Source organism: Pedococcus bigeumensis (assembly GCF_039531795.1).
Taxonomy (GTDB): Bacteria; Actinomycetota; Actinomycetes; order Actinomycetales; family Dermatophilaceae; genus Pedococcus; species Pedococcus bigeumensis.
This window is the reverse complement of the sequence record NZ_BAAAQS010000005.1, coordinates 542,799-568,846: the sequence shown is the minus strand read 5'-3', so window position 1 is coordinate 568,846 and position 26,048 is coordinate 542,799. Positions and strand designations below refer to the sequence as shown.

Annotated in this window: 20 protein-coding genes; 16 read left to right on the top strand and 4 right to left on the bottom strand. The window is 71.8% G+C overall.

Going from position 1 to position 26,048, the window contains the following annotated elements; translation table 11 throughout:
- The first annotated feature begins 25 nt into the window (after positions 1-25).
- Both ABD262_RS18325 and ABD262_RS18320 read left to right on the top strand, forming a co-directional pair.
- Positions 26-703: a response regulator transcription factor gene (locus tag ABD262_RS18325; protein ID WP_056922896.1), complete on the top strand. Its 678-nt coding sequence runs from the start codon at positions 26-28 to the stop codon at positions 701-703.
- Positions 704-712: 9 nt separating this feature from the next.
- Positions 713-1,735, top strand: coding sequence for a sensor histidine kinase (locus ABD262_RS18320; protein WP_344139287.1), 1,023 nt, complete (start codon positions 713-715; stop codon positions 1,733-1,735).
- A 127-nt stretch (positions 1,736-1,862) separates the two neighbouring features.
- Here ABD262_RS18320 and ABD262_RS18315 read toward each other — a convergent pair whose 3' ends face one another.
- Positions 1,863-2,369: a GtrA family protein gene (locus tag ABD262_RS18315; RefSeq protein WP_344139285.1), complete on the bottom strand. Its 507-nt coding sequence runs from the start codon at positions 2,367-2,369 to the stop codon at positions 1,863-1,865.
- Between the two features lie 120 nt (positions 2,370-2,489).
- Between ABD262_RS18315 and ABD262_RS18310 the strand changes: the two genes are divergently transcribed.
- Together ABD262_RS18310 and purE are read left to right on the top strand one after the other, a co-directional pair.
- Complete coding sequence (locus ABD262_RS18310; protein WP_344139283.1) at positions 2,490-3,686, top strand: 5-(carboxyamino)imidazole ribonucleotide synthase; 1,197 nt, start codon at positions 2,490-2,492, stop codon at positions 3,684-3,686.
- Positions 3,683-4,201 (top strand): 5-(carboxyamino)imidazole ribonucleotide mutase, encoded by a 519-nt coding sequence (gene purE, locus ABD262_RS18305; RefSeq protein ID WP_344139281.1) that lies wholly within the window; start codon positions 3,683-3,685, stop codon positions 4,199-4,201. The genes ABD262_RS18310 and purE overlap by 4 nt, the downstream gene beginning before the upstream one ends.
- A gap of 107 nt (positions 4,202-4,308) precedes the next feature.
- On the opposite strand, the gene ABD262_RS18300 is transcribed toward purE, so the two are convergent.
- Positions 4,309-4,764 (bottom strand): CoA-binding protein, encoded by a 456-nt coding sequence (locus tag ABD262_RS18300; protein WP_344139279.1) that lies wholly within the window; start codon positions 4,762-4,764, stop codon positions 4,309-4,311.
- Positions 4,765-4,867: 103 nt separating this feature from the next.
- Between ABD262_RS18300 and ABD262_RS18295 the strand changes: the two genes are divergently transcribed.
- Positions 4,868-5,929: an LLM class F420-dependent oxidoreductase gene (locus tag ABD262_RS18295; RefSeq protein ID WP_344139277.1), complete on the top strand. Its 1,062-nt coding sequence runs from the start codon at positions 4,868-4,870 to the stop codon at positions 5,927-5,929.
- A gap of 128 nt (positions 5,930-6,057) precedes the next feature.
- Here ABD262_RS18295 and ABD262_RS18290 read toward each other — a convergent pair whose 3' ends face one another.
- Positions 6,058-8,250 (bottom strand): FG-GAP-like repeat-containing protein, encoded by a 2,193-nt coding sequence (locus ABD262_RS18290; RefSeq protein ID WP_344139275.1) that lies wholly within the window; start codon positions 8,248-8,250, stop codon positions 6,058-6,060.
- A gap of 193 nt (positions 8,251-8,443) precedes the next feature.
- Here ABD262_RS18290 and ABD262_RS18285 point away from each other — a divergent pair, with 193 nt between their 5' ends.
- The gene (locus ABD262_RS18285) at positions 8,444-9,616 is read left to right on the top strand and encodes an acyl-CoA dehydrogenase family protein (protein WP_344139273.1); all 1,173 of its coding nucleotides are present in this window, start codon (positions 8,444-8,446) and stop codon (positions 9,614-9,616) included.
- Between the two features lie 184 nt (positions 9,617-9,800).
- Here the strand turns inward: ABD262_RS18285 and ABD262_RS18280 are convergent, their stop codons facing one another.
- Positions 9,801-11,135, bottom strand: coding sequence for an LCP family protein (locus tag ABD262_RS18280; RefSeq protein ID WP_344139271.1), 1,335 nt, complete (start codon positions 11,133-11,135; stop codon positions 9,801-9,803).
- Positions 11,136-11,321: 186 nt separating this feature from the next.
- On the opposite strand from ABD262_RS18280, the gene ABD262_RS18275 reads away from it, so the two are divergent.
- From ABD262_RS18275 to ABD262_RS18230, 10 genes are all read left to right on the top strand, one after another.
- Complete coding sequence (locus ABD262_RS18275; RefSeq protein ID WP_344139269.1) at positions 11,322-12,872, top strand: LCP family protein; 1,551 nt, start codon at positions 11,322-11,324, stop codon at positions 12,870-12,872.
- Positions 12,869-13,882, top strand: coding sequence for a glycosyltransferase family 2 protein (locus tag ABD262_RS18270; RefSeq protein ID WP_344139267.1), 1,014 nt, complete (start codon positions 12,869-12,871; stop codon positions 13,880-13,882). Before ABD262_RS18275 ends, ABD262_RS18270 begins: the two co-directional genes overlap by 4 nt.
- Positions 13,883-14,032: 150 nt before the next feature.
- Complete coding sequence (locus ABD262_RS18265; RefSeq protein ID WP_344139265.1) at positions 14,033-17,515, top strand: bifunctional glycosyltransferase/CDP-glycerol:glycerophosphate glycerophosphotransferase; 3,483 nt, start codon at positions 14,033-14,035, stop codon at positions 17,513-17,515.
- Positions 17,516-17,586: 71 nt separating this feature from the next.
- Positions 17,587-19,314: a glycosyltransferase family 39 protein gene (locus tag ABD262_RS18260; RefSeq protein ID WP_344139263.1), complete on the top strand. Its 1,728-nt coding sequence runs from the start codon at positions 17,587-17,589 to the stop codon at positions 19,312-19,314.
- Complete coding sequence (locus ABD262_RS18255) at positions 19,311-20,513, top strand: glycosyltransferase family 2 protein (protein ID WP_344139261.1); 1,203 nt, start codon at positions 19,311-19,313, stop codon at positions 20,511-20,513. Before ABD262_RS18260 ends, ABD262_RS18255 begins: the two co-directional genes overlap by 4 nt.
- Before the next feature lie 122 nt (positions 20,514-20,635).
- Complete coding sequence (locus tag ABD262_RS18250) at positions 20,636-21,448, top strand: ABC transporter permease (protein ID WP_344139259.1); 813 nt, start codon at positions 20,636-20,638, stop codon at positions 21,446-21,448.
- A complete protein-coding gene (locus ABD262_RS18245) occupies positions 21,448-22,197 on the top strand; it encodes an ABC transporter ATP-binding protein (protein WP_344139257.1) in 750 nt (249 codons plus the stop codon). Before ABD262_RS18250 ends, ABD262_RS18245 begins: the two co-directional genes overlap by 1 nt.
- Positions 22,194-24,239 carry a DUF5941 domain-containing protein gene (locus ABD262_RS18240; protein ID WP_344139255.1) on the top strand — a complete coding sequence of 682 codons (2,046 nt, stop codon included), beginning with the start codon at positions 22,194-22,196 and terminating at the stop codon, positions 24,237-24,239. Before ABD262_RS18245 ends, ABD262_RS18240 begins: the two co-directional genes overlap by 4 nt.
- Positions 24,236-25,042: a CDP-alcohol phosphatidyltransferase family protein gene (locus ABD262_RS18235; RefSeq protein WP_344139253.1), complete on the top strand. Its 807-nt coding sequence runs from the start codon at positions 24,236-24,238 to the stop codon at positions 25,040-25,042. The genes ABD262_RS18240 and ABD262_RS18235 overlap by 4 nt, the downstream gene beginning before the upstream one ends.
- The gene (locus ABD262_RS18230) at positions 25,042-26,037 is read left to right on the top strand and encodes a glycosyltransferase (protein ID WP_344139251.1); all 996 of its coding nucleotides are present in this window, start codon (positions 25,042-25,044) and stop codon (positions 26,035-26,037) included. Before ABD262_RS18235 ends, ABD262_RS18230 begins: the two co-directional genes overlap by 1 nt.
- The last annotated feature ends 11 nt before the right edge of the window (positions 26,038-26,048 follow it).

Below are 26,048 nucleotides of genomic sequence, written 5' to 3'. Positions count from 1 at the left end.
GTCCGTTTTACATACGATCACCCCCATGACCCGTGTGCTCCTCGCTGAGGACGACCCTGCCATCTCCGAGCCGCTTGCCCGCGCACTGCGGCGGGAGGGGTACGACGTCGACGTGCGCGCCGACGGGCGGGCTGCCCTCGAGGCCTCCGCGGAGAACCCCGACCTGGTCGTCCTCGACCTCGGGCTGCCCTACGTCGACGGGCTCGAGGTGTGCCGCCGGATCCGTGCGGAAGGCCGCACCGTGCCCGTGCTGATCCTCACCGCCCGCGCCGACGAGGTGGACACCGTGGTGGGCCTCGACGCCGGGGCCGACGACTACGTCACCAAGCCGTTCCGGCTGGCCGAGCTGCTGGCCCGGGTGCGGGCCCTGCTGCGGCGCAACCCCACCGACGCACCCTCCGCCCACGAGCTGGTGCGCATCGACCCCGAGGGTCGGCGCGCGTGGTTCAAGGAGGAGGAGCTCCAGCTCACCGCCAAGGAGTTCGACCTCCTGCGGGTGCTGGTGCGCGAGCAGGGCAAGGTCGTCTCCCGCGAGCAGCTGATGCGCGAGATCTGGGAGACCGCCTGGTTCGGGTCCACCAAGACCCTCGACATGCACATCTCCGTCCTCCGTCGGAAGCTCGGCGACGACGCCGCGCAGCCGCGGTACATCGCGACCGTCCGTGGGGTCGGGTTCCGGTTCGAGCGCGGCGACGAGATCTGACCGCTGACCATGCGGCAACAGCTGATCCGCTCCACCGTGCTCGCGGTGGGCCTGGCGATCCTGATCACCATGGCGCCGGTGGTGGTCGCCATCTGGAACTCAAGCGTCCACGGCCGGGGGGTGGTGGCCCACTGGCTCGACTCGGGCACGCCGACCTCCACGACGATACGGCTGTCCCTCATCGTGGCAGGGCTGGCCGTGCTGGCGCTGGCGGCCGGGGTCTTCGTCGCGACCCAGCAGGCGCGGCGGCTCGCGCTCCCCATGACGCTGCTCGCCGACCGGGCCGAACGGCTCGGTGCGGGTGAGTCCCGGATCCAGCCGCTGCACTCCGGCATCGCCGAGCTCGACCAGGTGTCGGAGGTGCTGTCGCGCAGCGCCCAGCGGTTGACGAAGTCGCTCGCGTCGGAGCGTGACTTCGCCGCCGACGCCTCCCACCAGCTGCGGACGCCGTTGACCGCCCTCCTCATGCGGCTCGAGGAGATCGCCGCCACCGACGACCTCGAGGTCGCGCAGGAGGAGGCCAGCATCGCCATGGACCAGGTCGAGCGGCTGACCAAGGTGGTCGACGACCTGATGTCCCGCACCCGCCGGGGTGGCGACGAGTCCAAGGCGACGGTGTCGCTCGACTCGGTAATCGCCGCCCTCCAGCGCGAGTGGCAGCCGGCCTTCGAGCAGGCGCGGCGCAGCGTGCGCGTCCACGGCGAGCGGGGCCTGGTCGTCCAGGCCAAGCCCGTCGACCTCTCCCAGGTGCTTTCGACCCTCCTCGAGAACGCGCTCGCGCACGGTCGGGGCACGGTCGACGTGCACGCCCGGCGCAGCGGCCCGTCCGTGGTGGTCGAGGTCAGCGACCAGGGTGAGGGCGTGCCGGCCTCCATCGCCCCCCACATCTTCGAGCGCTCGGTGACCACGACCGGCACCGGGCTCGGGCTCGCCCTGGCCCGCGACCTGGCCGAGTCCAACGGTGGCCGGCTCGAGCTGATCCAGGCCCAGCCGGCGATCTTCGCGCTGTTCCTGAGCGAGTCCGACGCCTGAGCCCCACCCGAGGCCGCCCACGTGTCCCGCTTCTGTCGGGTGACCCGATAAAGGGCGGCTTCACCCTGAAACGGTTCCGGGGTGAAGCCGCCCTTTCCGGGGTGAAGCCGTCGGCGCGGAGCCGGGGCTAGCGCTGCGTCTCGGCCAGCGGTGAGGTGTCGGTCAGCGGCTCGTGGCTGAACACGAACCGGCGGTAGGCCCAGAACCGGAACAAGGTGCCCAGGCCGATGCCGACGAGCTTGGCGACGTTCTCGGCCACGAGGCTCTCCTGGCCCAGGAAGTGGTGCGAGAACCCGACGCACCCGGCCTGGATGAGCAGGGCGACCCCGTTGGTGAGCGCGAACAGGAGCGCCTCGTGGTGCACGGGCCGGTTGCGCCGGTGCCGGAAGGTCCACGCCCGGTTGCCGACCCACGCCACGCAGGTGGCCACCGCCGCGGAGATGATCGTCGCGGTGACCGCCCGGGAGAGCGGGCCGTTGCCGTACCCCGACAGCACCGTGGCCCGCAGGATGTTGAACAGGCCGAGGTCGATCACGAAGGCGACCGCGCCGACGATGCCGAACTTGATCATCTCGCGGTAGAGGACGTCGACGGTGCCGCGCAGGCGGGCGACGAGGGAGGGGCTCTCGGACACCCGAGGAGCCTAGCCGCGACTGCTGTGTGTCGTGCGCGAAAGGCGCCGGTGACAGACCGGGGGGCGCGGTGTGGCGGACGCGCGGGACCGGTCGACCGACGTGGCCGATATCCTCGCCGCGTGACGTCACCGCAGCGCGCCCCCGGAGGCTTCCCGGTCGTCGGCATCGTCGGGGGCGGACAGCTCGCCCGGATGTGTGCCGCCCCGGCAGCCGAGCTCGCCATCACGCTGAGTGTGCTCGCCGAGGCGCCGGACGCGGCTGCGGCCCAGGTCATCCCGTCGGCGCCGATCGGTGACCACGCCGACGTCGAGACCGTGCTGGCCTTCGCCCGGGAGTGCGACGTCGTCACCTTCGACCACGAGCACGTACCAGCACCGGTGCTGGAAGCCCTTGTGGCCGAAGGAATCCCGTTGCACCCGACGCCCGAGGCCCTGCGGTTCGCGCAGGACAAGCTGGCGATGCGTGAGCGGCTCACCGAGATCGGCGTGGCCTGCCCCGCCTGGGCGAAGGTGCGCACCGCCGACGAGGTCGAGGCCTTCGCGGCGCGGGTGGGCTGGCCGGTCGTCGCCAAGACGCCCCGCGGCGGCTATGACGGCAAGGGGGTCCGGGTCATCAGCTCGACCGACGAGGTGCTCGACTGGCTCGACGCCGTCGGAGACCACGGCCCGCTGGCCGACGGTGTCCTGGTCGAGGAGAAGGTCGAGTTCGTCCGCGAGCTCGCCGTGCTGATCGCCCGCAGCCCCTCCAACCAGGCCGCTGCCTGGCCCGTGGTCGAGACCGTCCAGACCGACAGCATCTGCACCGAGGTCCTGGCGCCCGCGCCCGACCTCGACCCCACCCTCGCTGCGGTCGCCACGGAGGCGGGCCTGCGGATCGCCGAGCACCTCGGCGTCACCGGAGTCTTCGCCGTCGAGATGTTCGAGGTGCGCGACCCGGAGACCGGTGCGGCGGCATACGTCGTCAACGAGCTGGCCATGCGCCCGCACAACAGTGGGCACTGGTCGATGGACGGCGCGGTCACGGGCCAGTTCGAGCAGCACCTCCGCGCGGTGCTCGACCTGCCGCTGGGAGACCCCACGCCCCGCGAGCCGCACACCGTGATGGCCAACGTGCTGGGTGGCGACTACCCCGAGCTCTACCCGGCCTACCGGCACGTGATGGCTCGTGACCCCGGGCTCAAGGTGCACCTCTACGGCAAGGACGTCCGCCCGGGCCGCAAGATCGGCCACGTCAACGTCTCCGGCACCGACCTCGCCGCGCTGCGCGAGCGGGCCGGTCACGCGGCCGACTACCTCGCAGGAGTGATCACCGAATGAGCGACCACCAACCCCTCGTCGGGCTCGTGATGGGCAGCGACAGCGACTGGCCGGTCATGGAGCTGGCCGCCCAGGCGCTCGACGAGTTCGGGGTCCCCTACGAGGCCGACGTCGTCTCCGCCCACCGGATGCCGCAGGAGATGATCGCCTACGGGCAGGGCGCCGCCGCGCGCGGACTGCGGGTGATCGTCGCGGGTGCCGGCGGTGCCGCCCACCTGCCGGGCATGCTCGCGTCGGTGACGCCGCTGCCGGTCATCGGGGTGCCCGTGCCGCTGAAGTACCTCGACGGGATGGACTCGCTGCTGTCGATCGTCCAGATGCCCGCTGGGGTGCCGGTCGCGACGGTCTCGATCGGCGGGGCGCGCAACGCGGGGCTGCTCGCCACCCGCATCCTCGCCGCCGGCGAGGGAGCGTATGCCGCGGGGCTGCGCGAGCGGATGACCGCCTTCCAGGCGGACCTGCGGGACCAGGCCCACGCCAAGGGCGCAGCGCTGCGCGACCAGCGCCGGTCCTAGCGCACCGGCCGGCCGGCTGCGGGCAAAGCGGCTCACCGCCCGGTTCCACGCGGCACACCCCGGTCCGGCTGCGGGAAACGGCCAGCCGCCCGGTCTCGCAGCGCGGGTCAGCGGGCCATGCCTGCCGAGCGGACGCCGCGCCACTCGATGCGCGGGCAGGTGTCCATGACGACGTCGAGCCCGACGGCCCGGGCCCGGTCGGCCGCCGCCTCGTCGACGACCCCCAGCTGCATCCAGATGGCGTCGATCTGGAGCCGGTCCTTGTTGGCGATGGCCTCGTCCACGACCGCGCCGACGTGCTCGGCGTTGACGAAGCAGTCGACCACCTTGATGTCGGTGCCGTCGGGGATGTCGGAGAGCGTCGCGTAGCCCTGCTCGCCGTGCACGGTCTCCGCCTTGGGGTGCACGGGGATCAGGCCCTTGCCGAGCTCGACCTTGAGCCACCGGGAGACGCCGAACGCCTCGCGCTCCTGGTTGTTCGACAGTCCCACGACGACCCAGATGCCCGGGTCGATGAGGAGCTCGCGAATGAGGTCGGGGTCGTTCTGGTGACGAAAGCTCATGGCCCCAGCATCACACGCACCAGCCGGGTTGGGGAGGGGCCCGGGGGAGGGGCACGGGGGCGTGGCTCAGGCGAGGCTCAGGAGAGGCAGTAACGTCGGCGACATGAAGTTCGGACTCTTCGTGCCACAGGGCTGGCGCATGGACCTCGTCGGGATCGACCCCACCCAGCACTGGGGGGTGATGGCTGGCCTCGCGCGGCGCGCTGACGCCAACGAGGACTGGTCCTCGATCTGGGTGTTCGACCACTTCCACACGGTGCCGATCCCCAGCGAGGAGGCGACCCACGAGGCCTGGACGCTGATGGCTGCGTTCGCTGCCGTGACGGGACGCGTGCGGCTCGGGCAGATGTGCACCTGCATGGCCTACCGCAACCCGGCCTACCTCGCGAAGGTCGCCGCGACGGTCGACATCATCTCCGAAGGTCGCCTCGAGATGGGCATCGGCGCAGGGTGGTACGAGCACGAGTGGCGCGCCTACGGCTACGGCTTTCCACAGGCGGGCGAGCGCCTGCAGGCGCTCGACGAGGGCGTCCAGATCTTCCGTCAGATGTGGACCACCGGCTCGGCCACCCTGGCCGGCAAGCACTTCCAGGTCGACGGCGCCCGCTGCTACCCGCAGCCCCTGCAGGGGACGTCCGTTCCCGGGTCCAAGCACAACGGCATACCGATGTGGATCGCCGGCGGCGGCGAGAAGAAGACGCTGCGGATCGCGGCGAAGTACGCCGACTACACCAACTTCGACCCGACTCCCGAGATCTTCGCGGCCAAGAGCGAGATCCTCAAGGGCCACTGCGACGACGTGGGTCGCGACTTCGGCGAGATCGTGCGCAGCGGCAACCTCAACGTCTTCATCGGCAGCAGCGAGAAGGAGGTCGAGGAGCGCTTCGCCAGCCTGCGCGCCCGCCTGCTGTCGGTGGGCTCACCCGAGAAGCGCGTCGACGAGCTGTTCGCGACCTACCGCCAGCAGGCCACGGTGGGCACTCCCGAGCAGGTCGTGGAGAAGCTCAAGGGTCTCCAGGCGCTCGGCCTGACCTACGCGATCCTCAACTTCCCCGAGGCGGCCTACGACACGACGGGCATGGCGATGTTCGAGCGCGACGTGATGCCCGAGCTGCTCGACGACGAGGAGCACGGCCACCTCTGGCACCTCCCGCGCCGCCGCTGAGGACCAGCCGCCACGAGGACGGGCGGTGTGCAGCGTGGTGACCACGCTGCACACCGCCCGTCGTACTCGCTGTTCGGCACCGCTCTCTGGCTGTCTCGGCGTCGCCGCGTCGCCGGGTCAGCGCGGCGTCAGGACGTGAACGAGTACGGTCCCCAGCCGGTGCCGGCCAGGTAGACCTCGTTGCCGTCGAACCGCCCGTCACCGACCACGAGGTAGGCGAGCAGCTTGCCGTCGCCGGTCTTGGCGTAGACGAACGGGTTCGTGCCCAGCAGCTCCGGGCCGGCAATCCCCTTGAAGGTGTTCCAGCCGCTGCCGACCAGGCGTCGGGCGCTGAAGCCGCCCTTGCCGTTGCCCGGGTAGAGCCACAGCTTGGATGTGGAGGCCTCGCGGGCGACGATGTCCGCGTCGTTGTCGAGGTCGAAGTCCCCGACGCCGACGATGCTGTTCATGACCTGCCAGCCGGTCCCGAGCCGGGTCCGGGCCGCGAAGGTGCCGAGCCCGGTGCCCGGGTAGAGCCAGAGCTCGCCGGTGGAGGACCGGGCGATGAGGTCGGCCCGGCCGTCGCCGTTGAAGTCACCCGGGGCGAGGGGCAGGTAGCTGCCCCAGCCCGCGCCGACCTGGACCCGCGCCGCGACCTTGCCCGCGCCGCGACCGTCGTAGCGCCACAGCTTGCCGCTCGTGTCACGCGCGAGGATGTCGGCCCGGTTGTCGCCGTTGAAGTCACCGGCGGCCAGGAAGGCGTTGTAGATGTTCCAGCCGGTGCCGATCTTGACCCGCGTGCCGGCGATCTTGTCCGGCGTGCTCGGGTAGGCCCACAGGGTGCCGGCGGAGTCGCGGGCCAGGATGTCGGGGCCGGCGTTGCCGACGAAGTCGGACGTGCCCTTGGACTTCGGCTGGCGCACGTCGTAGCCGAAGAACCCCTGGGCGCTGCCCGGCCGCCGGGCGCCGATGGCGGTCGCCTCCGGGGTGCCCGTCGCGTTGGCCGAGGACATCACCGTGAAGGTGTTGTCGGTCGGGTCGTCCAGCACCTTGAGGTCGACGTCGACGTAGAACAGCGTCCCGTCGGGCGAGACCCGCGGGCTCTCGAAGTTGTGCGTGGTGCTGGTCTGCAGGGGAGTGATGGCGCCGGTCGTGGACAGCACCTTGAGGGCGAAGGTGGTGCCGTCGCCGGTCGTGAAGTAGGTCTTGCCGTTGGGCGCGACCTCGGGGAACCCGGCGTTGGAGGTCCCCGCGACGGGGGCCTTCGTGCCGCCCGCAGCGGCGAGCGTGAACAGGCCTTCGCCCTGTGCCCCACCCGCAGCGATGAGGGTCGTGGCGGACCGCCAGTCGGCCTGGACCAGCCCGGTCGACCCGCTCACGGCGGTGTCGACCCCGGTGACCACGTCGAGCATGCGCAGCTGCGAGCCGGTGACGTCGCCCGTGACCGAGTCGACCGTGTAGCGGGTGTAGACGAGGCGCCGGCCGTCGGGAGCGAAGGAGGGCTCGGCGGCGAGCGTGCCCGCGGGCTGGCTGCTGCTGCGGTAGGCACCCTCGACGCCCCTCGGGCTGACCTCGCTGACCTGGAGGGTCCAGGTGATGCCGTCCGGGCTGTCGGCGGCGGCCAGCAGCCGGCCGTCGGGCGAGTAGGCCGGGTCCATGCCGGTCAACGAGCTGGGCATGGCGTAGGAGGAGGTGTCCTGCATCAGGAGGGGGCCGGTGCCGTCGCCCTCGCCCGCGGCGGTGCCGAAGACGGCATCCGGGACGCCCCAGCCGTCCTCGCTCGCCATGGTCACCCACGACCCGAGCTGACAGCTGATGTTGTCGGCGTCGAGCCGGTAGGTCGAGAGCCCGCGCGGGTTGACGGTGCGGTCGACGAACGAGGTCTGGTCGGCGCCGACGACCCCGATCTGCTTCCAGGCGCCGCCGTCGCGCTGGCGCAGGATCGTGTAGTTGTCCAGGCCCAGGCTCTGCCAGTGGATCCACACCCGGTCGTTGGTCGGGGTCCAGTCGAGGTCGAGGTCGTCACAGGTGGGATCGGCCGCGACCGTGTCGGGCGCGGCCAGGGTGCGGGTCGCCGGGAGCCCGGCGTCGGGCGCCTGGTCGGTGGCGGCGGCCGTGCGGGCAGCCTTCGACGCCGAGAGCTGCGGGGTGTCGCCACCGGACGCAGCGGCACGCCGGGCCGAGGCCGCGTGGACCATGGCGTTGACGGCGCGGACCTTGAAGGCCGCCCCGTCGTGCGCGGCCGACGGGCTGGCGGCCTGGGTGGCCGGCACCGCGCTGACGGCCAGCGCCGTGGTGAGGGCAAGGGTGAGTCCCGCGCGGACGCGGGCAGGGCTGCTCATGTGGTGGGATCCCCCCGAGGAAGTGGGCTGACGAGGCCCGGAGAGTGCGTCGGCAAGTTTGTACCAGTTGGCGGTGACCGCCGGAGGGGCAACACCTCGATTCGTGTCCGGATTGTCGGGGATCCGCAGGTGTCGGCAAGCACACACGCAGAGCCGCTGCCCCGCGGCATACCAGCGGGTAACCTGAGGGACTGTGAGCACTGGTAACCCCGACTTCGACCTGTTCAAGATCTCCGAGGACCACGAGGCCCTGCGCGAGGCGGTCCGTGCCGTCGCCGAGGACAAGATCGCCCCGTATGCCGCGGCCGTGGACGAGGATGCGCGCTACCCGCAGGAGGCGCACGACGCCCTGGTGGCGTCGGACTTCTTCGCCCCGCACATCGCCGGGGAGTACGGCGGCGTGGGCGCCGACGCGCTCGCCACCTGCATCGTGATCGAGGAGGTCGCCCGCGTCGACGCCTCCGCGTCGCTGATCCCGGCGGTCAACAAGCTCGGCACGATGCCGCTGATCCTGGCGGCGAGCGACGACCTGAAGAAGCGCTACCTCACGCCGCTCGCCGAGGGGCGGACGACGTTCTCCTATGGGCTGTCGGAGCGCGAGGCCGGGTCGGACACCGCGGCCATGAGGACCCGCGCCCGCCGGGACGGCGACGACTGGGTCGTCAACGGCCAGAAGTCGTGGATCACCAACGCCGGCGTCTCGGAGTACTACACCGTCCTCGCGGTCACCGACCCCGACGGCAAGCGCGGCAACAACGTCACGGCGTTCGTCCTGGAGAAGTCCGACGAGGGCTTCACCTTCGGGGAGAAGGAGCGCAAGCTCGGCATCAAGGGCTCACCCACCCGCGAGCTGCACTTCGACAACGTGCGGATCCCGGGCGACCGGGTCGTCGGCGCGGAGGGGGAGGGCCTCAAGATCGCGCTCGCGACCCTCGACCACACCCGCGTGACGATCGGCGCCCAGGCGGTCGGGATCGCGCAGGGCGCCCTCGACTTCGCGATCGGCTACGTCAAGGAGCGCAAGCAGTTCGGGAAGGCGGTCGCCGAGTTCCAGGGCATCCAGTTCATGCTGGCCGACATGGCGATGGCCGTCGAGGCGGCTCGTCAGATGGTCTACGTCGCGGCCGCGAAGTCCGAGCGCGGCGACAAGGACCTGCCGTTCTTCGGCGCCGCCGCCAAGTGCTACGCCTCCGACGTCGCGATGCAGGTCACCACCGACGCGGTGCAGCTGCTCGGCGGCGCGGGCTACGTGCGCGACTTCCCGGTCGAGCGGATGATGCGCGACGCCAAGATCACCCAGATCTACGAGGGCACCAACCAGATCCAGCGCGTGGTGATGGGCCGCCACCTCCTCGCCGGCAGGTGACCCTCGCGCCGCGGTCACACCTTTATCGGGTCTAGGGACAAAGGGCGGCTTCACCCCGGAACCGTTTCAGGGTGAAGCCGCCCTTTCCCGGTGACCCGATAAAGGTGGGAACAGGGTGGGGTGAGGGGCGGGGTATGTCGCGTGGGCGGCATACCCCGCGGCTGTCCGTGGCGGGTGGGCCGGGTCAGCCGCCGGAGGGCTTGCCGTCGGTGCCCTCCGGCGGCGCCTCGAGCGGGGTGTCGTTGCGCAGCAACGTGAACAGCGCCTTCGCCCGGGCGGTGTCCCACTTCACCGAGCTGCCCGCGCTGGTCTGGTAGTTGAGGCTGGACAGCGGGACGACCAGGCTCAGGCCCTTGTCGTTCGACACCGCGCGCATGGCGAGCAGCACCCGGCTGGCGTCACGCATCGAGGTGTCCTCGCCGACGATGAGCCCTTGGGCCGCCGCGTGCGAGAACGACCAGTAGCGCGTCGGGATCAGGACCGTCGAGGGGGTCAGCGCCTTCTTCATGATCGCGGCGAGGAACTGGCGCTGGCGCTCGGCCCGGCCGATGTCGCCGCGCGGGTCGGAGTAGCGGGCGCGGACGTAGCCGAGGGCGTTCCTGCCGTCGAGGACCTGGCAGCCCTTCTTGAGGTTGATGCCGGCCTTCCTGTCGTTCATGGTGAAGGGCACGCAGATGTTCACGCCGCCGACGCTGTCGACGACCGAGGCGAACCCGGCGAACCCGATCTCGACGTAGCCGTCGATGTGCAGGTCGGTCGCCTGCTCGACGGTCTGCACGAGGAGGTTCGGGCCGCCGAGCGCGAACGCGGCGTTGATCTTGTTGCTGCCGTGGCCGGGGATCGGCACGAACGAGTCGCGCGGCAGCGAGATGAGCGCGGGCTTGCCACCGCCCGCGGGGACGTGGACCAGGATGATCGAGTCGGTGCGTCGGCCGGCCGCGTTGCCGGTGGCGTACTCCTTGCGCTGGGCCTTGGTCAGCCCCTCCCGGCTGTCCGACCCGACGAGCAGGTAGTTGTAGCCCTTGGAGTCCGCCGGGCGGGTGCCGCCGGGAGTGGTGTCGACCTTGGTCACGGAGCTCCAGGCGTGCAGTGGCGTGAAGACCATGAAGGCCACCCACGCGACGACGAGCAGGAGCACGATGCGGACCACGGGGAGCCGGCGCCGGCGCCGCGGCTGGTCGTCGTACCCGTCGTCGTAGCCGTCGTCGTGGCCACCGGGCTGGACCGGGGGTGGGGGAGTGGCCCGGCGCGGACGGCCGGAGGCAGGCGGGGCGGCGTTCGTGGGCATGGCCCGCGTCGACCCGGAGGCTGCGGACCCGGAGGCCGCGGACCCGGAGGCGGCCGTCGACCCGGAGGCGGCCGTCGACCTCGAGTCGGCTGCCGGCCTCGGGCGTCGTCGGCCCCGGACGTCGACGGTGTAGACGCCCTCGGAGCCGTCGCCGGCCCCCGTCGCGTCGTCGCCGGACCCTCTCTGGGGGATGGCTCGGGCGTCGTCGGGGCCGCTGCGGCGTCCAGTCATGTCGTCCAGTGTCCAGTGCAGTGCTGTGGACTGGCAAAACACCGCACGGTGCCGGTGGGTTGCCGCCGCGGGCAGCCAAAGCACCCAGAACGGGACGAACCCGACCATCGCCGCCGGACCGGGCGACACTCGGGAAATCACATGCGTCACAGGAATCACACTGGCGCTGCCCGATACTGGTCCACCATGAGGGCCTCCCATGCCGCGTACGCGGGCGACGACACCGGGGTCTACGTGTCCGGGCGGGCGCGCGGTGGGCTCGGTGACGCCGACTCCCTGACGCCCCGGATGCGCCGGCGGCGGGCCTTCACCCTGGTCCTCCTGACCCTCCTGGTGCCCGGCAGCGCCCAGCTCGTCGCCGGGCGTCGGGGCCTCGGCAGGTTCGCCCTGCGGGTGTGGGCCTCGCTCGCAGCGCTGGCGGTGCTCGTCGCCGTCGTGTTCATGCTCAGCCAGTCCCTGGCCATCGGCATGCTCGGGCGGGGATGGGTCCTCACCGTGCTCCAGTGGCTGCTGGCCGGCTTCGCCGTCCTGTGGGCGGTGCTGTTCGTCGACGCGTGGCGGCTGGGTCGCCCGGCGACCCTCCTGCTCACGACCCGGCGCTGGCTCACCGGCGTGACGGCGGCGCTGCTCGTCGTGACCTCCGGCGGGCTCGTGTATGCCGCGAGCTCGGTGGGTGCCGGACGCGACGCCATGAGCGCGCTGTTCCAGGGCAACGAAGCGGTGGGCGCGGTCGACGGGCGCTACAACATCCTGATGCTCGGCGCCGACTCCGGGCGCGACCGGGTCGGCACGCGCCCCGACAGCATCCAGCTCGTCAGCATCGACGCCAAGACCGGCAGCGCGGTGACCTTCGGTTTCTCGCGCGACACCGAGAACATCAACTTCCGGCCGGGCTCCACCATGGCGCGGCTGATGCCGCAGGGCTGGAACTGCGGCGACGAGTGCCTGCTCAACGGCCTCTACACGTGGGCGCAGGACAACGCCGCCAAGTTCCCGCCCGGCACCGCCAACCCCGGCGTGCTGGCCACCCGCGAGGCGGTCGAGGCGCTCAGCGGCCTCGAAGTCCAGTACTACGTGATGATCGACCTGCGCGGCTTCAAGAAGATGGTGGACGCGGTCGGTGGCCTCGACATCAACGTCAAGTACCGCACCCCGATCGGCGGCGGGACCTCGCCCATCGTCGGGTGGATCGAGCCGGGGGAGCAGCACCTCGACGGCTTCCACGCACTTTGGTACGCCCGGTCCCGGCAGGGGTCCACGAACTACGAGCGGATGGCCCGCCAGCGCTGCGTTATGACCGCCATGGCCGACCAGCTCGACCCGCAGACCGTGCTGGTGCGGTTCCAGAAGATCGCGGGTGCGAGCTCGGGGCTGATCCAGACCGACCTGCCGCAGTCCGAGCTCGGCCGGTTCGCGGACCTGGCCATGAAGACCAGGCAGCACCCCATCCGCAGCGTCAACTTCGTGCCCCCGCTGATGAAGCCCTGGGACTACGACCCCACCCTGGTCACCTCGACGGTCCAGAAGACCATCAAGGCGTCGGAGCGGGCCGCGGCAGCCAAGGGCACGACCCCCAGCGCCAGCACGACGTCCAAGACCAAGACGTCCGACGGCAAGCGCCGGGCCGGCCCGAGGAAGCCGGTGGCCCAGCCCGGCACGGCGGTGCAGGACCCGAACAAGGCAGCAGGCAACGCGGCGGAGGACGACCTCTCCTCCGTATGCTCAGCAGCCTCATGACGACCCAGCACCACGACGACCCCCCCGCGCCAGCAGCACCCCAGCCAGCCGTCGGCGTGGTCATGCCGATCCTCAACGAGGAGCGCCACCTGCGCGAGGCGGTCGACGCCGTGCTCGGCCAGGACTATGCGGGCGACCTGCACCTCGTGCTCGCGCTCGGGCCCAGCACGGACGCCACCGACCAGATCGCCGAGCAGCTCTGCGCCGAGCACCCCGAGGTCCGCAGCGTCGCCAACCCGTCGGGGCGCACGCCGGAGGCGCTCAACGCCGCCATCTCCGCCCTGGGCGACGCCGACGTCGTCGTGCGGGTCGACGGACACGGAGTGCTGGACCGCGACTACGTCCGCACGGCGGTGGAGCTGCTCGACGAGACCGGGGCCGCCAACGTCGGCGGGCTGATGGACGCCGAGGGCGTCACGTCCTTCGAGCGAGCGGTCGCGGCCGCCATGACCTCACGCCTCGGCGTGGGGGCCTCGCGCTTCCACACCGGCGGCGGCGCCGGACCCGCTGACACCGTGTACCTCGGGGTGTTCCGGCGCGAGTGGCTCACCCGGCTCGGGGGCTACGACCCGCGCTTCGTCCGCGCCCAGGACTGGGAGCTCAACCACCGGATCCGTGCGGCCGGCGGGCTCGTCTGGTTCTCGCCACGGCTGCGGGTGGCCTACCGCCCCCGCCCGACCCTGGCCGCCCTGGCGCGGCAGTACCGCGACTACGGGCGCTGGCGTCGCGTCGTCGCCCGCACCCACGCGGGCACCATCAACGCGCGGTACCTCGCCCCGCCGGTCGCGCTGGTCGGCGTCGTCGCCGGGCTCGTCGGCGGCTTCCTCTGGTGGCCCCTCTGGCTGGTGCCCGCGGCATACCTCGTGCTCACGACGGCGGGCGGGCTCAGCGTCCGCGACCCCCGGCTGGAGCCGCGCGACCGGGTCTGGCTGCCCGTGATCTTGCCCACGATGCACCTGGCCTGGGGCTGGGGGTTCCTGACCAGCCGCGTGCGGATCGAGCAGGGCTGACCCGCGTTCGCCAGGTCCTGAGCACGCCCTGAACGACGGGCCGCCGATGGGGGTCGCGGGTCCCGCCTGCGTTTAGCATGGCCTGACCCCGATCGACCGACCCTGCAGACCGCTGCTGACCGACCCCCACAGAGAGAGACCCATTCCTCCATGCCTTCGCTGAGCGTCGTCGTGCCCATCTACAACGTGAGCGACTACCTCGTGGCCTGCCTGGACTCCCTCGTGGCCCAGACGCTGGAGGACCTCGAAGTGATCCTCGTGGACGACGGGTCGACGGACGGCTCCGGGGAGCTCGCCGACGCCTTCGCCAGGGACCGGTCGCACTGGCAGGTCCTCCACGTCGAGAACGGCGGCCTCGGCCGGGCCCGCAACATCGGCATGGACCACTCGAGCTCGGAGTTCGTGGCCTTCGTCGACTCCGACGACCTCATCCCGCGCGACGCGTACGAGCTGATGCTCCACGCCGTCTCCGAGAGCGGCTCCGACATCGTCTGCGGTGGCGTGCTGCGCTTCGACGGCGCCAAGACCTTCAACTCCCCGCTGCACCGCAGGGCGATCAAGCGCAACCAGATGCGCACCCACATCCGTGAGACGCCCTCGCTCATCTTCGACACCACGGCCTGGAACAAGGTCTACCGACGGGCCTTCCTCGCGGAGCACGGCCTGCGCTTCCCCGAGGGCGTCTACTACGAGGACATCCCGCTCACCCTCCCGGCGCACTTCCTGGCGCGGTCGGTCGACGTCCTGGTCGACCCGGTCTACCTGTGGCGTGAGCGCCAGACCGCCGTGCAGTCGATCACCCAGCGCCGGGCCGAGACCAAGAACCTCGTCGACCGGCTCGCCGCCGTGGCCGCGGTCGACGACTTCCTCGTCGCCCGTGACGACAAGCAGGGCAAGGCGGTGCACGACGCCAAGGTCCTGTCGGTCGACATCCCGTTGTTCATCGACGTCCTCCACGAGGGCAACGACGAGTTCCGCGAGCGGGTCGTCGAGCTGGTGGGCAGCTACCTCGAGCGCATCCCGGCCGCGGCCGTCGCGAAGCTCCCCCCCATCCGGCGCCTGCAGTACCACCTCATCTCGAGGGGCATGCTGCCCGAGCTGCTCGAGGTGCAGGACTACTACCGGGTGCCCGCCAACCGCGGCAACTTCGTGCGGTCGGGGGTCCGGCTCTACGCCGACCTGCCGTTCCGGACCGACCCCAGCAAGGGGATCCCGGCCTCGGTCTACGAGACGACCCGCTCCCAGCCGCTGCGCACCGGGGTCCGCGACGTGCAGTGGGACGGCGACTCCCTCGTCGTCGAGGGGCACGCCTTCATCCACCGGGTCCCGGAAGCGACCTCGGTGTCGTCGGTGCGCCGGTTCCAGCTGCGCCGTGTGGGCGCCCCCGCCGCGGAACGCGTCTCCGTCCGCGCGCGCCGGGTGCGCCGGCCCGACCTGACCGCCAACACCACCGGCACGGCGGTGTCCTACGACGCGGGTGGCTTCAGCGCGCGCATCCCGAGCAGCCGCCTCCACCTCGCCCCCGGTGAGCAGGAGGCGAGCTACGAGCTGCTGGTGCAGCTCGCCACCCCCGCCGCACGACGTGGCTCCAGCGTGGGCAACCCCGAGCTGGGTGCCGGCCGCCACCCGCGTCGCCGGCTGATCGCCCCTGACCAGCTCGCCGTACCGGGGTACGACGCCCGCAAGCTCACCGTCACCGTCTACCGCACCGAGGCCCTCCTGGAGTCGGTGTCCGCCGAGGGCGACAACCTCCGGCTCACCCTGCGCAGGACCGTTGGCGACTGGGACGACACCGTCCTCTACCTGCGCCGCACCGACGCCCTCCGGGGGGTCACCATCCCCCTGGCCACCGACGGCCGCACCGCCACCGCCGTGGTCAGCGCCGACCAGCTCGAGGTGCGGGCCGCATCCTTCGCCGCCCGCGAGTGGGTCCTCGGCCTCGCCGACCCGGACCAGGCCCTCGACGCAGCTCCGCGCACCCTGCTGCACCTGGCCCCGGAGATGGAGGACGCCTTCGTCACCCTTCGCAACCGTTCCATCGTCGTCCGCGAGGGCGCCGACGGAGGCGCCCGCCTGTGGGATGCCCGGCCCGGACCGGTCCTCACCTCGTTCCACTGGGACGACGAGGGTCTGCACCTCGAGGGTGACGCGAGCGGTGCGCGGGTGGACGCGCTCTCCCTGACCACCGGCAGCGGAGCCAGCCACCAGATCCCGGTGACCGCCGAGGGCACCCGCTGGCGGGCCACCATCCCGGCCCGCGGCGAGCCCGGCTCGGCAGTGCTGCGCTGGCTCGAGGACGGCCGCTGGTTCGTCAACCTCACCACCGAGGACGACGGGCAACGCGAACGCAGCGTGCGGACTGCCAGCACGGCCGAAGCGCTGCTCGCCAGCACCGGCGTGGTCGACGGGCTGACCTACCAGCTGCGCTCCGACTCGGCGCACGAGCTGTCGCTGGTCGTCGACGCCTCGGGTGACTACAAGGACCGCGGTGCGCTGCACCGGATGCGCAACCGCAAGTACTACTACCGGCTCCAGCGTCGCCGACCCCTCGACGACACCATCTTCTTCGAGGCCTGGAAGGGCCGGCAGTACTCCGACAACCCGCGCGCCATCTTCGAGGAGCTGCAGCGCCGGGGCGACCCGCGGCCGTGCGTGTGGGCCGTGCAGGACCACGCCGTCGAGGTCCCGGACGGCGTCACCCGGGTGATCACCGGCAGCCGTGAGTACTACCGCCGGCTCGGTACCGCCCGCTGGGTCGTGAGCAACGACTCGATGCCCGTGCACTACGTCAAGCGCGAGGGCAGCACCTACGCCCAGACGTGGCACGGCACGCCCCTCAAGCGGATCGGGTTCGACATCGAGTCGATCCAGATGTCCAACAAGAACTACCTCACCCAGTTCGCGCGCGACGTCGCCAAGTGGGACGCGCTGGTCTCGCCCAACGAGTTCTCGACCGCCATCCTGAGCAAGGCGTTCCAGTACCCGGGTGAGGTCCTCGAGATCGGCTACCCGCGCAACGACATCTTCTACCGGCCCGAGCTCGCGCAGCAGCAGACCGAGGCCACCCGGCGGCGGCTCGACCTCCCCGAGGGCAAGCGGGTGATCCTCTACGCCCCGACCTGGCGCGACAACGACTACAACGCGAGCGGTCGCTACCAGTTCACGATGAAGCTCGACCTCGAGGCGCTCTACCGCGCCTACGGCCACGACAGCGTGCTGCTGATCCGCGGCCACCAGCTCGTGTCGTCGCAGATCGACGCCGCGATGTTCGGGGGCTTCGTCCGCAACGTCTCGAGCTACCCCGACATCCGCGACCTCTACCTCGTGTCCGACGTGCTGATCACCGACTACTCGTCGGTGATGTTCGACTTCGTCAACACCGGTCGGCCCATCCTCTTCTTCACCTGGGACCTCGCGGACTACCGCGACAACCTGCGCGGCTTCTACTTCGACTTCGAGCAGGACGCCCCCGGGCCGTTGCTCACCGAGTCGTCGGCCGTCATCGACGCCCTCGGGCGCCTCGACGAGGTGACGACGGAGTATGCCGCGCGGTACCAGGCGTTCCGGGAGCGCTTCACCGGCCTCGAGGACGGCGGGGCCTCGGCGAGGTTCATCGAGCGGGTGCTCGGCTGAGTGGCGTGACCGGGCTGGCAGCTTCAGCCGATACCCTTGCCCCCACCCCGCGCGACCTTCCGGAGGAACCCTTGACCCACATCGAGAGCTCCAGGCGTGAGCGCGCCCTGGCGTCCCGAGACGGGGTCGGCGACGCCGATCGGACCGAGTCGACCGAGTCGACCGAGCCGACCGAGTCGACCGAGCCACCGGAGGCACGCGAGCAGGGAGCGCCGACCCGGCCGACCGAGCCGCGCCGCGACTGGCTGGCGGGGACACCGTGGTCGCGCAGCGACCTGCTCGTCGCGGGGCTCGTCGGGGTGGCCGTGATGGTCCTGGCCTACGTCTTCCGGTCGATCATCGTGCCCACCGACCCCTGGCACTACGTGCGGGCGGCGATGCACTTCCCGGAGGACAGCTGGGTCCCGCTGGGCTACACGCGCTACGGCATCATCCTGGCGTCGATGCCTCCGGCCTTCGTGTTCCGCAACGCCCAGGCCACCTACTACTTCTGGCCGCTGCTGTCGGCCGGAGTGCTCTCGGGCGCGGTCTACCTGCTGGGTCGCCGGTGGTGGGGCCGGCTGGCCGGGCTGGTCGCGGTCGTGCTGCTCGTGTCCAACACGGTGGTGTTCTACAACCTCTCGCGCGGCTACCCCGACATCATGTCGATGGCCATCTTCACGCTCGCCATCGTGGTCGCGCTCGTGGCCCGGGACCGCGAGGCCTGGGACCGCTGGACCATCACCCTGGTCGTGGTCGTCGGCTTCCTGCTGGGCTGGGGGTTCGAGACCCGCGAGACGTCGATGCTGGCCTGGCCGCTCATCGCGGTCATCCTCTGGCGGCGTGGCCGGCTGGTCCGCACGGCGGTCTTCCTGCTGCTCCCGCTGGCGTTCTGGGCCGCGGTCGACATCGGCATCAGCGCCATCGCCTACGGCGACCCGCTGCTCAAGCTGCACGTCCTCAGCGGCACGGACATCAGCGCCACCAAGACGGCGACCGGTGAGCTGGCCAACGGCAACCTGGTCAACCAGCCCCGGCTGACCTACTTCACCTTCATCCCCACGATGGCGTGGGCCATGGCTGGCGGACCCGCCATGGTCGTCATCGGCGTGGTCGCCGCGCTCGGGATCTTCGTGCGCAACGGCGGCATCCGCCTGATGGCCTGGTGGTTCCTGGGCGTCTACACGCTCACCGTCCTGGCCGCCGGGGGACTCGACCCGGCGCATCCTCGTGGCCGGCTCGACATCGCCCGCTACTGGATCCCGTTCGTCCCCGCCGAGTCGCTGGTCGTGGCCGGGATCGCCGCCCTCGCGACGGCGTGGGTCGTCCGGCGGCTCGCCTCGGCCGGCGCACCGCGAGTGGTCGGCCGCGTCCTTCCCGCGCTCGTGGCTGTGCTCGTCCTCGCCGTCCCGGTCTACGAGGGCGCCCGCTACGCGACGACCGGACCGGCCAGCACGGCCTTCGCGGTCGGGGGTGGTGACGCGCTCGAGGAGCTGCGCGACCACCTCGACCAGCAGGACTTCAAGACCACCAAGATCTGGACCGACTGGGAGACCGCCCGCATCCTGCCGGCCTACCAGCGTGACTTCTTCGGCGGCGACAAGGTGTGGGAGGGCCGGCCGGTCTCCCTCACCGGCAAGGACGCCCAGCCCGTGAGCGGTGACTACGTGCTGCTGTTCCGGCCAGGCTCGCGCACCTGCGGCTTCTGCCTCACGGCGCTTCGGCCGTGGACGGTCAGGAACCCCTCCGGGCCGCCGTCCAGCTGGGAACCCGTCTTCGAGTCCGAGGCCCGCAACCTGACTCTCTACCGCGTTCGGTGACGGCGATCCCGGGCCCGACGCCCGTGTTGAGCGTCGTCGTGGCCGTCTACGACGTCGAGCGCTGGGTCCGCGAGTGCCTCGAGTCGGTGGCGCGGTGCGTGCCGCACGACACCGAGGTCATCATCGTCGACGACGGCTCCACCGACGCCAGCCCTGCCATCTGCGACGAGATCGCGGCCGGCCGGCCCCTGTGGCGGGTCGTGCACCAGGCGAACGCCGGGCTCGGCGCGGCGCGCAACGTTGGCATCGACCTCGCCACGGGGGACTACGTCGGCTTCCTCGACGGCGACGACGTGCTGCTGCCCGCCTACGCCGACCTGGTCCGCCGCGCGGTGGCCGACGGGGTGCACGTCGCGACCGGTGCCGTGAACCGCACCGACGGCGAGCGCGACTGGCCGAGCAGCCTGCACGCCCGGGCCCTGCAGGACGTCGGCGACCGCGTGGTCCTGGTCGACGACCCCTCCCTGATCTACGACACGACCGCCTGGAACAAGGTCTACCGGCGGGCGTTCCTGCTCGAGCACGGCCTGCGGTTCCCGGAGGGCGTCCTCTACGAGGACCTGCCCGTCACCGTGCGCGCGCTGCACTTCTCGGGCCCGGTCGCCGTCGTGCACGAGCCGGTCTACCGGTGGCGCAGCCGGCAGGGCGAGCGCTCGATCACCCAGCGCCGCAACGAGCTCGCCAACCTCACCGACCGCTTCGCCGCGGTGCGCGACGTCGACGAGTTCCTCCAGGCGCAGCAGCTGCTCGACCTGCGCGAGCACCACGACATCAAGGTGCTCCAGCTCGACCTCCCGCTCTACACCGCGGCCCTGCCGGAGTCCGACGGCGCCTACCGCGCGGCATACCTCACGTTCTTCCGGCACGTGGTGTCGGGGCTGCCGCAGCGCCTCCTCGACGCGCAGCCCCCCACGTTGCGGCTCTACGTCGCGCTGGCCGAAGCCGGCCGGATGGACGACCTGGTCAAGGTCGTCCGCGCCCGGCGTGGTCGGCGCGCCTGGGCCGAGGACGACCGTGGCCGGCTGGCGCGGGCCAAGGACAACCTCGCGAGCTTCGCCATCGAGCGCGAGGTCGGCCTCGCCACCCCCCGGCAGCTGGCCCGCCGAGCCACCACCAGCACGCTGAAGGCGCTCCTCCCGGAGCGCGTCAGTCGAGAGGTCGTGGCCCTGCTCCAGCGCGTGCGCGGCCAGGCGGGCTGAGCGGTGCGGGTCCAGGCAGTGACGGGTATGCCGTGTGGCGTACGCTCGGTCGGCGGGCTCGCCGCGAGAAGATGGCCTCCGATGGAACCGCCGCGGGTGCGGCACACGACAGGCAAGGACGAATGAGACTCATCTCCCGGACGCAGGCCATCGCGGCCAAGCGGAGTGTGCTCTGGACCCTCATCGTGCGCGACCTCCGGGTCCGCTACTCGCGCAGCGTGCTCGGCTACGTCTGGACGGTCCTCGACCCGCTGCTGATGTCGCTGATCTACTTCCTCGTCTTCGTCTACATCTTCAAGCGCGGCGACATCGGTCACAAGCCGTACTTCCTGTTCCTCGTGATCGGGCTGCTGTCGTGGCAGTGGTTCTCCGGCTGTCTCACGGACACCTCGCGGGCGCTGATCCAAGAGGCGAAGCTGGTGCGCTCGACCAACCTCCCACGCGAGATCTGGGTGCTGCGGGTGGTGTTCTCCAAGGGCATCGAGTACCTCCTGTCGCTGCCCGTCCTGCTGGCCTTCACGGCCATCTACTTCGTCAAGAACGACACCCACCTCAACTGGTGGCTGCTGATGTTCCCGGCCGCGGTCGTCGTGCAGGCGGTGGCCCTCACCGGGCTCGGGCTCCTGCTCGCACCGGTGACGGCGCTCGTCACCGACATGCAGCGGGTGATCCGGATCTTCATGCGGATGCTCTTCTACGCGACCCCCGTCATCTATGCCAGCCACGTCGTCCCCAAGCCCTACGACAAGGTGACCTGGCTCAACCCGATGACCGGCATCCTCGAGATGATGCGCGCCGGGTTCTTCTCCCACGAGGGCAGGCAGGCCATCTCGTGGGGCGCCATCATCGCGTCGCTGGTCGTGACTGTCGTGCTGCTGTTCGTCGGCAACGCCGTCTTCGGCCGGCTCGAGCGCGCTGTCCTGAAGGAGATCTGATGGCCGACCCCGTCATCTCCGTGCACGACCTCGGGGTGGAGTTCTACCGCTCCCGTCGTCGCCGGATGCAGCTGCGCGAGCTGCTGTTCCACGGCCGCAGCAGCGCTCCCAAGGAGTCCTTCTGGGCGCTGCGCAACATCAGCTTCGACATCCACGCCGGCGAGGCCGTCGGCCTGGTCGGCGGCAACGGCGGTGGCAAGAGCACGCTGCTCAAGATGATCGCGGGCGTCCTGCTGCCCGACGAGGGCTCGGTCGAGGTGACCGGCGGCGTCGCCCCCCTGATCGAGCTGACCGGCGGCTTCGTCGGCGAGCTGTCGGCGCGCGACAACATCTACCTCACTGCCGGCCTGCACGGCCTGAGCAAGGAGCGGATCGAGGAGCGCTTCGACGAGATCGTCGACTTCGCCGGGCCGGAGGTCCGTGCCGGACTCGACACCCCCTACCGGCACTTCTCCTCGGGCATGAAGGTGCGCCTCGGCTTCGCCGTGGTGACGACCCTCGACGAGCCCATCGTCCTGGTCGACGAGGTGCTCGCGGTCGGCGACCGGGCGTTCCGTGAGAAGTGCTACAAGCGGATGGAGTCGATGCTCGCCGACGGCCGCACGCTCTTCCTCGTGTCCCACTCGGAGACCGACCTCAGGCGGTTCAGCACCCGTGGCCTCTACCTCAAGCGCGGCACGCTGATGATGGACGGTCCGATGACGGACGTGCTCGACCGCTACAACTCCGACCTGGATGCCGGGGCGTGAGGCTCGACGAGCAGCCCTTCGTCGGCAGCGCGGCTGCCCGCGCCGTGCACGGACACTCGGCGGGTGGGTCGGTCGCCTTCTTGGGCGCCGACGAGCCGTCGACCGACCTGCGCGAGTCGCTCGACCCGTTCGGGTTGTCCCTGGCCGGTCCGTGGGGGCCCGACCGGCCCGACTGGCTGGCCTCCCTCGCCTCCCTCGCCGAGGGTGACGACGTCGCCCCGCTGGTGCTGGTGGCCGCCGACCTGCTGGTCAGCCCGGTCGCCCTCCTCGACCTGCTCGACCGACCCGGCGACCCCACCGCCGCCGTCACGGTCGAGCTCGCCGCCCTGCGGACACCCGGCACGGACCTGACCCTCGTGCGTGTGCACCCCGAGCAGAAGCTCCTGCACTCGGTCGGCACCGCCCGGCACACCGTCACGGCGCCGACCCACCTCGGCCTCGGGGTGCTGCGGCTCCCCGGCGCGCACCGCGCCCAGGCCGCCCAGCTCTGGCGGGCGGCCTCCTCGACCCCCGCGGCGGCGGACCCGTCGGTCGACCCCTTCGACCTCGCGCTGCTCGTGCTCGTGCGCGGTGGCATCCCGGTGGGCTCGTCCCCCTTGGGGCCGTTCGCCTTCCGCCGGGGGAGCGACGAGGCAGTCGGCGCCCCGGGATCGGCTTGGCAGCAACGACTTCGCGGTGCCTCCCGCGGTGGCGACGGCTACTTCTCGACGCGGGTGATCCGCCCCATGTCGCGCCGGGTCACCGCGGTCGGACTGCGGCAGAACTGGACGCCCAACGCGGTCACCGTGACCAGCCTGGGCGTCGGGCTCGTGGCATCGGGTCTGGCCGCCGTCGACAACCGGTGGGCCTGGGTCGCCGCGGCCGTCCTCCTCCAGGTCGCGATCGTCATCGACTGCGTCGATGGCGAGATCGCCCGGTTCACCCGCAGGTTCAGCGCGCTCGGGGCCTGGCTCGACGCCGTCGGCGACCGGATCAAGGAGTACTCGCTCATCGCCGCGGTGGCCGTCGTGGCCGAGCGGCGCGGGACCGACCTCTGGGTGCTGGCCATCCTGGCGATGGTCCTGATCACGGCGCGGCACCTCGAGGACTACGCCTACGTCCACCGCAGCCGCGTGGCCAGGGCCCACGAGACGCCCGACCTCCTGCCGGTCGAGGCCCCGCGCGACCTCGGTCCGGACGGAGCCCGGCTGACCATCCCACCGGCTCGTCGTGGTCGCGCCGAGGCGGTCTTCTGGACCAAGAAGGTGCTCCACCTGCCGATCGCGGAGCGCTACCTGCTGCTGTCGGTCGGTCTCCTGACCTTCCACCCGCTGTGGCTGCTGTGGGCCATCACCCTCGCCGTCGCCTTCGCGCTCGTGTGGACCCAGGGCGGCCGCACGGTCAAGGCCGTGCTGGGCCTCGACGACCACCGCGCCGACGAGGCGCTGTCCGCCGAGCGCTGGGGACACCTCGACCACCAGGCCGACCTCGGACCGGTCGCGCGCCTGGCCGGCCGGGTCCGGTCGGGCCCGCTGGCCGTGGCCCTGCTCGGGGTGGTCGTCCTCCTCGCCGCGGCCCTGGTGGCGTGGCGCACCGAACGCCCCTGGGTCGCCGTCGCGCTGGTCGCGGTCGGCGTGCTGCTCGTCGGCGTGGGTTCGCACCCCCCGCTGCGCAGCCCCCTGGCGTGGCAGCTGCCCACCTTCCTCTGGGCCGCCGAGTCGCTCCTCGTCGTCGGCCTGCTGGCCGCCGAGCCGGGCGTGCGGCGCTGGACCGGCTTCGCCTACCTCGCCGCGGTCGCGTGGCACCGCTACGACGTGGTCTACCGGCTGCGCGACACCGGGGCGCCCGCGAGCGCATGGGTCACGCTGGTGACCCTCGGGGTCGACGGCCGGATGCTGCTCCTGGTCGTCGTCTGGGCCGTCGGCGGACCGGTGCAGGACCTCCTGGGCTGGGGTGCCCTGGTCCTGATCGCCGTGTATGCCGTGGAGTCAGCCCTCGGCTGGCGGGCCTGGGCGCGCACCGACGCCGGCCCGGTCACCTCGGACGAGGAGGTGCTGGCGTGAACCACGACCCCTCGGACAACCACCCGTCGCTCGCCGAGCTGCGCGCCGTCGCGCAACCCCCGGAGCACATCGCCCGCTACAACGCCGAGCACTGGGCCGGCGCGCTCTACATCCGCCACCTGTCCGTCTACGCCACGCGTGCCCTGCTGCCGACCCGCATCTCCCCGAACGGCGTCACCTGGCTGATGATCCTCGTCGGGGTGGTCGGGGCGCTCGTGCTGCCGCTGCCGGGCATCCTCGGCCCGGTGCTCTGCGTCGTGGCGATGCAGCTGCAGATCCTGCTCGACTGCAGCGACGGCGAGGTGGCCCGCTGGCGACAGCGGTTCTCACCCGCCGGCATCTACCTCGACCGGATCGGCCACTACGCCACCGAGGCGGCCATCCCCGCGGCGCTGGGGCTGCGGGCCGACGGGTGGTCGCTGGCCGACCCGGGTGACGTGGGCGGCTGGACCGTCCTCGGTCTCCTGGTCGCGCTGGTCGTGCTCCTCAACAAGGCGTTCACCGACCTGGTCCACGTGGCGCGCGCGAAGACCGGGCGCCCGGTGCTCGAGGACGTCGCCGCGACCACCCGCTCCAAGGTCTCCGGCCTCGCCGCGGTCCGACGGGCGATGGGCTACCTGCCGATCTTCCGTGCCTTCGTCGCCGTCGAGGCGTCCCTCCTCGCGCTGGTGGCCGGCGTCGTCGACGTGACGCGGGGCGACCTGCTGGGCACTCAGGTGCTGGTGGCCGTGATGGTGCCGCTGGCCCTCGTCACGGCGGGCGGGCACCTCGTCGGCGTCCTCACGAGCTCGCGGCTGGACTGATGGCCAGCGGCAGCGCACCCCGGCGGTCGGCCCGCGTCCTGCAGTGGGCGCAGGAGCACGGCGAGGTGGGCGGCGTGCACGCCAGCCACCGCCAGCTGACCCAGGCGCTGCGCGCGCAGGGGTATGCCGTGGACTACGTCGACACCGGCGCGGCCGCCCGGGCGGCCCGCTCGGTGCCCTCGTGGTGGGGACGTCGCACCCTCCACCTGTTCCACATCACCAGGCTCTGGCGCGCGGTCGTGCTGGCGCCGGTGTTCGCCGTGCTGCCCGGCCGCAGTGCCGTCGTGCTGCACTCGGGCTCGACACTCCGGCAGGTCCAGCGCCTGGGCCGGCCGGGCGGCGCCGTCCTGCGGCTGGCCCTGCACGCCTACGACGAGATCTGGGCCGTGAACGACGAGATCCGCCAGGTGCTGCCCGACTCGCTGCGCGACCGGGTGCGGGTCGTGACGCCCTTCGTGCCCACCCCCACCGACCCGGCGGTGGTGGCTCCCCGGCGGGACCCCCATGCCGTCTGCGTGGCGACCAACGCGGGGCTCGCGCACTACCGCGCCGAGCTCGCCGTCGAGGCGGTCGGCCTCGTCCGCGCGGCCGAGTGGCCCGACGCCACGCTCCGGGTGCTTGCCTACGGCCACGACGGCGAGCAGCTGGGCCGGCTGCGCGCCGCCGTGGCGCCCCTCGAGTGGGTGACCCTGACCTTCGACGCGCCGGCCGAGGAGGTGCGCGCGGTCCTCGCGTCGTCCGCGGTCTTCCTGCGTCCGACCGACTGGGACGGCGACTCGGTCATCGTGCGCGAGGCGCTCGACGCCGGGGCCCGCGTCGTCGCCAGTGACACCGCGCCCCGTCCGCTCGGGGTCGAGCTGGCTCCGCTCGAGCCCGTCGCGCTCGCGGCGGCCGTGACGCGTGGTGGTCGCCCGAGCGACGGCGCGGGGCTGGCCGCGGACACGCTGTTGGTGGCTGCCGACGCGGCCCTGTCGGCGCTCGAGACCAGCGGCTGACCCACGCCGTC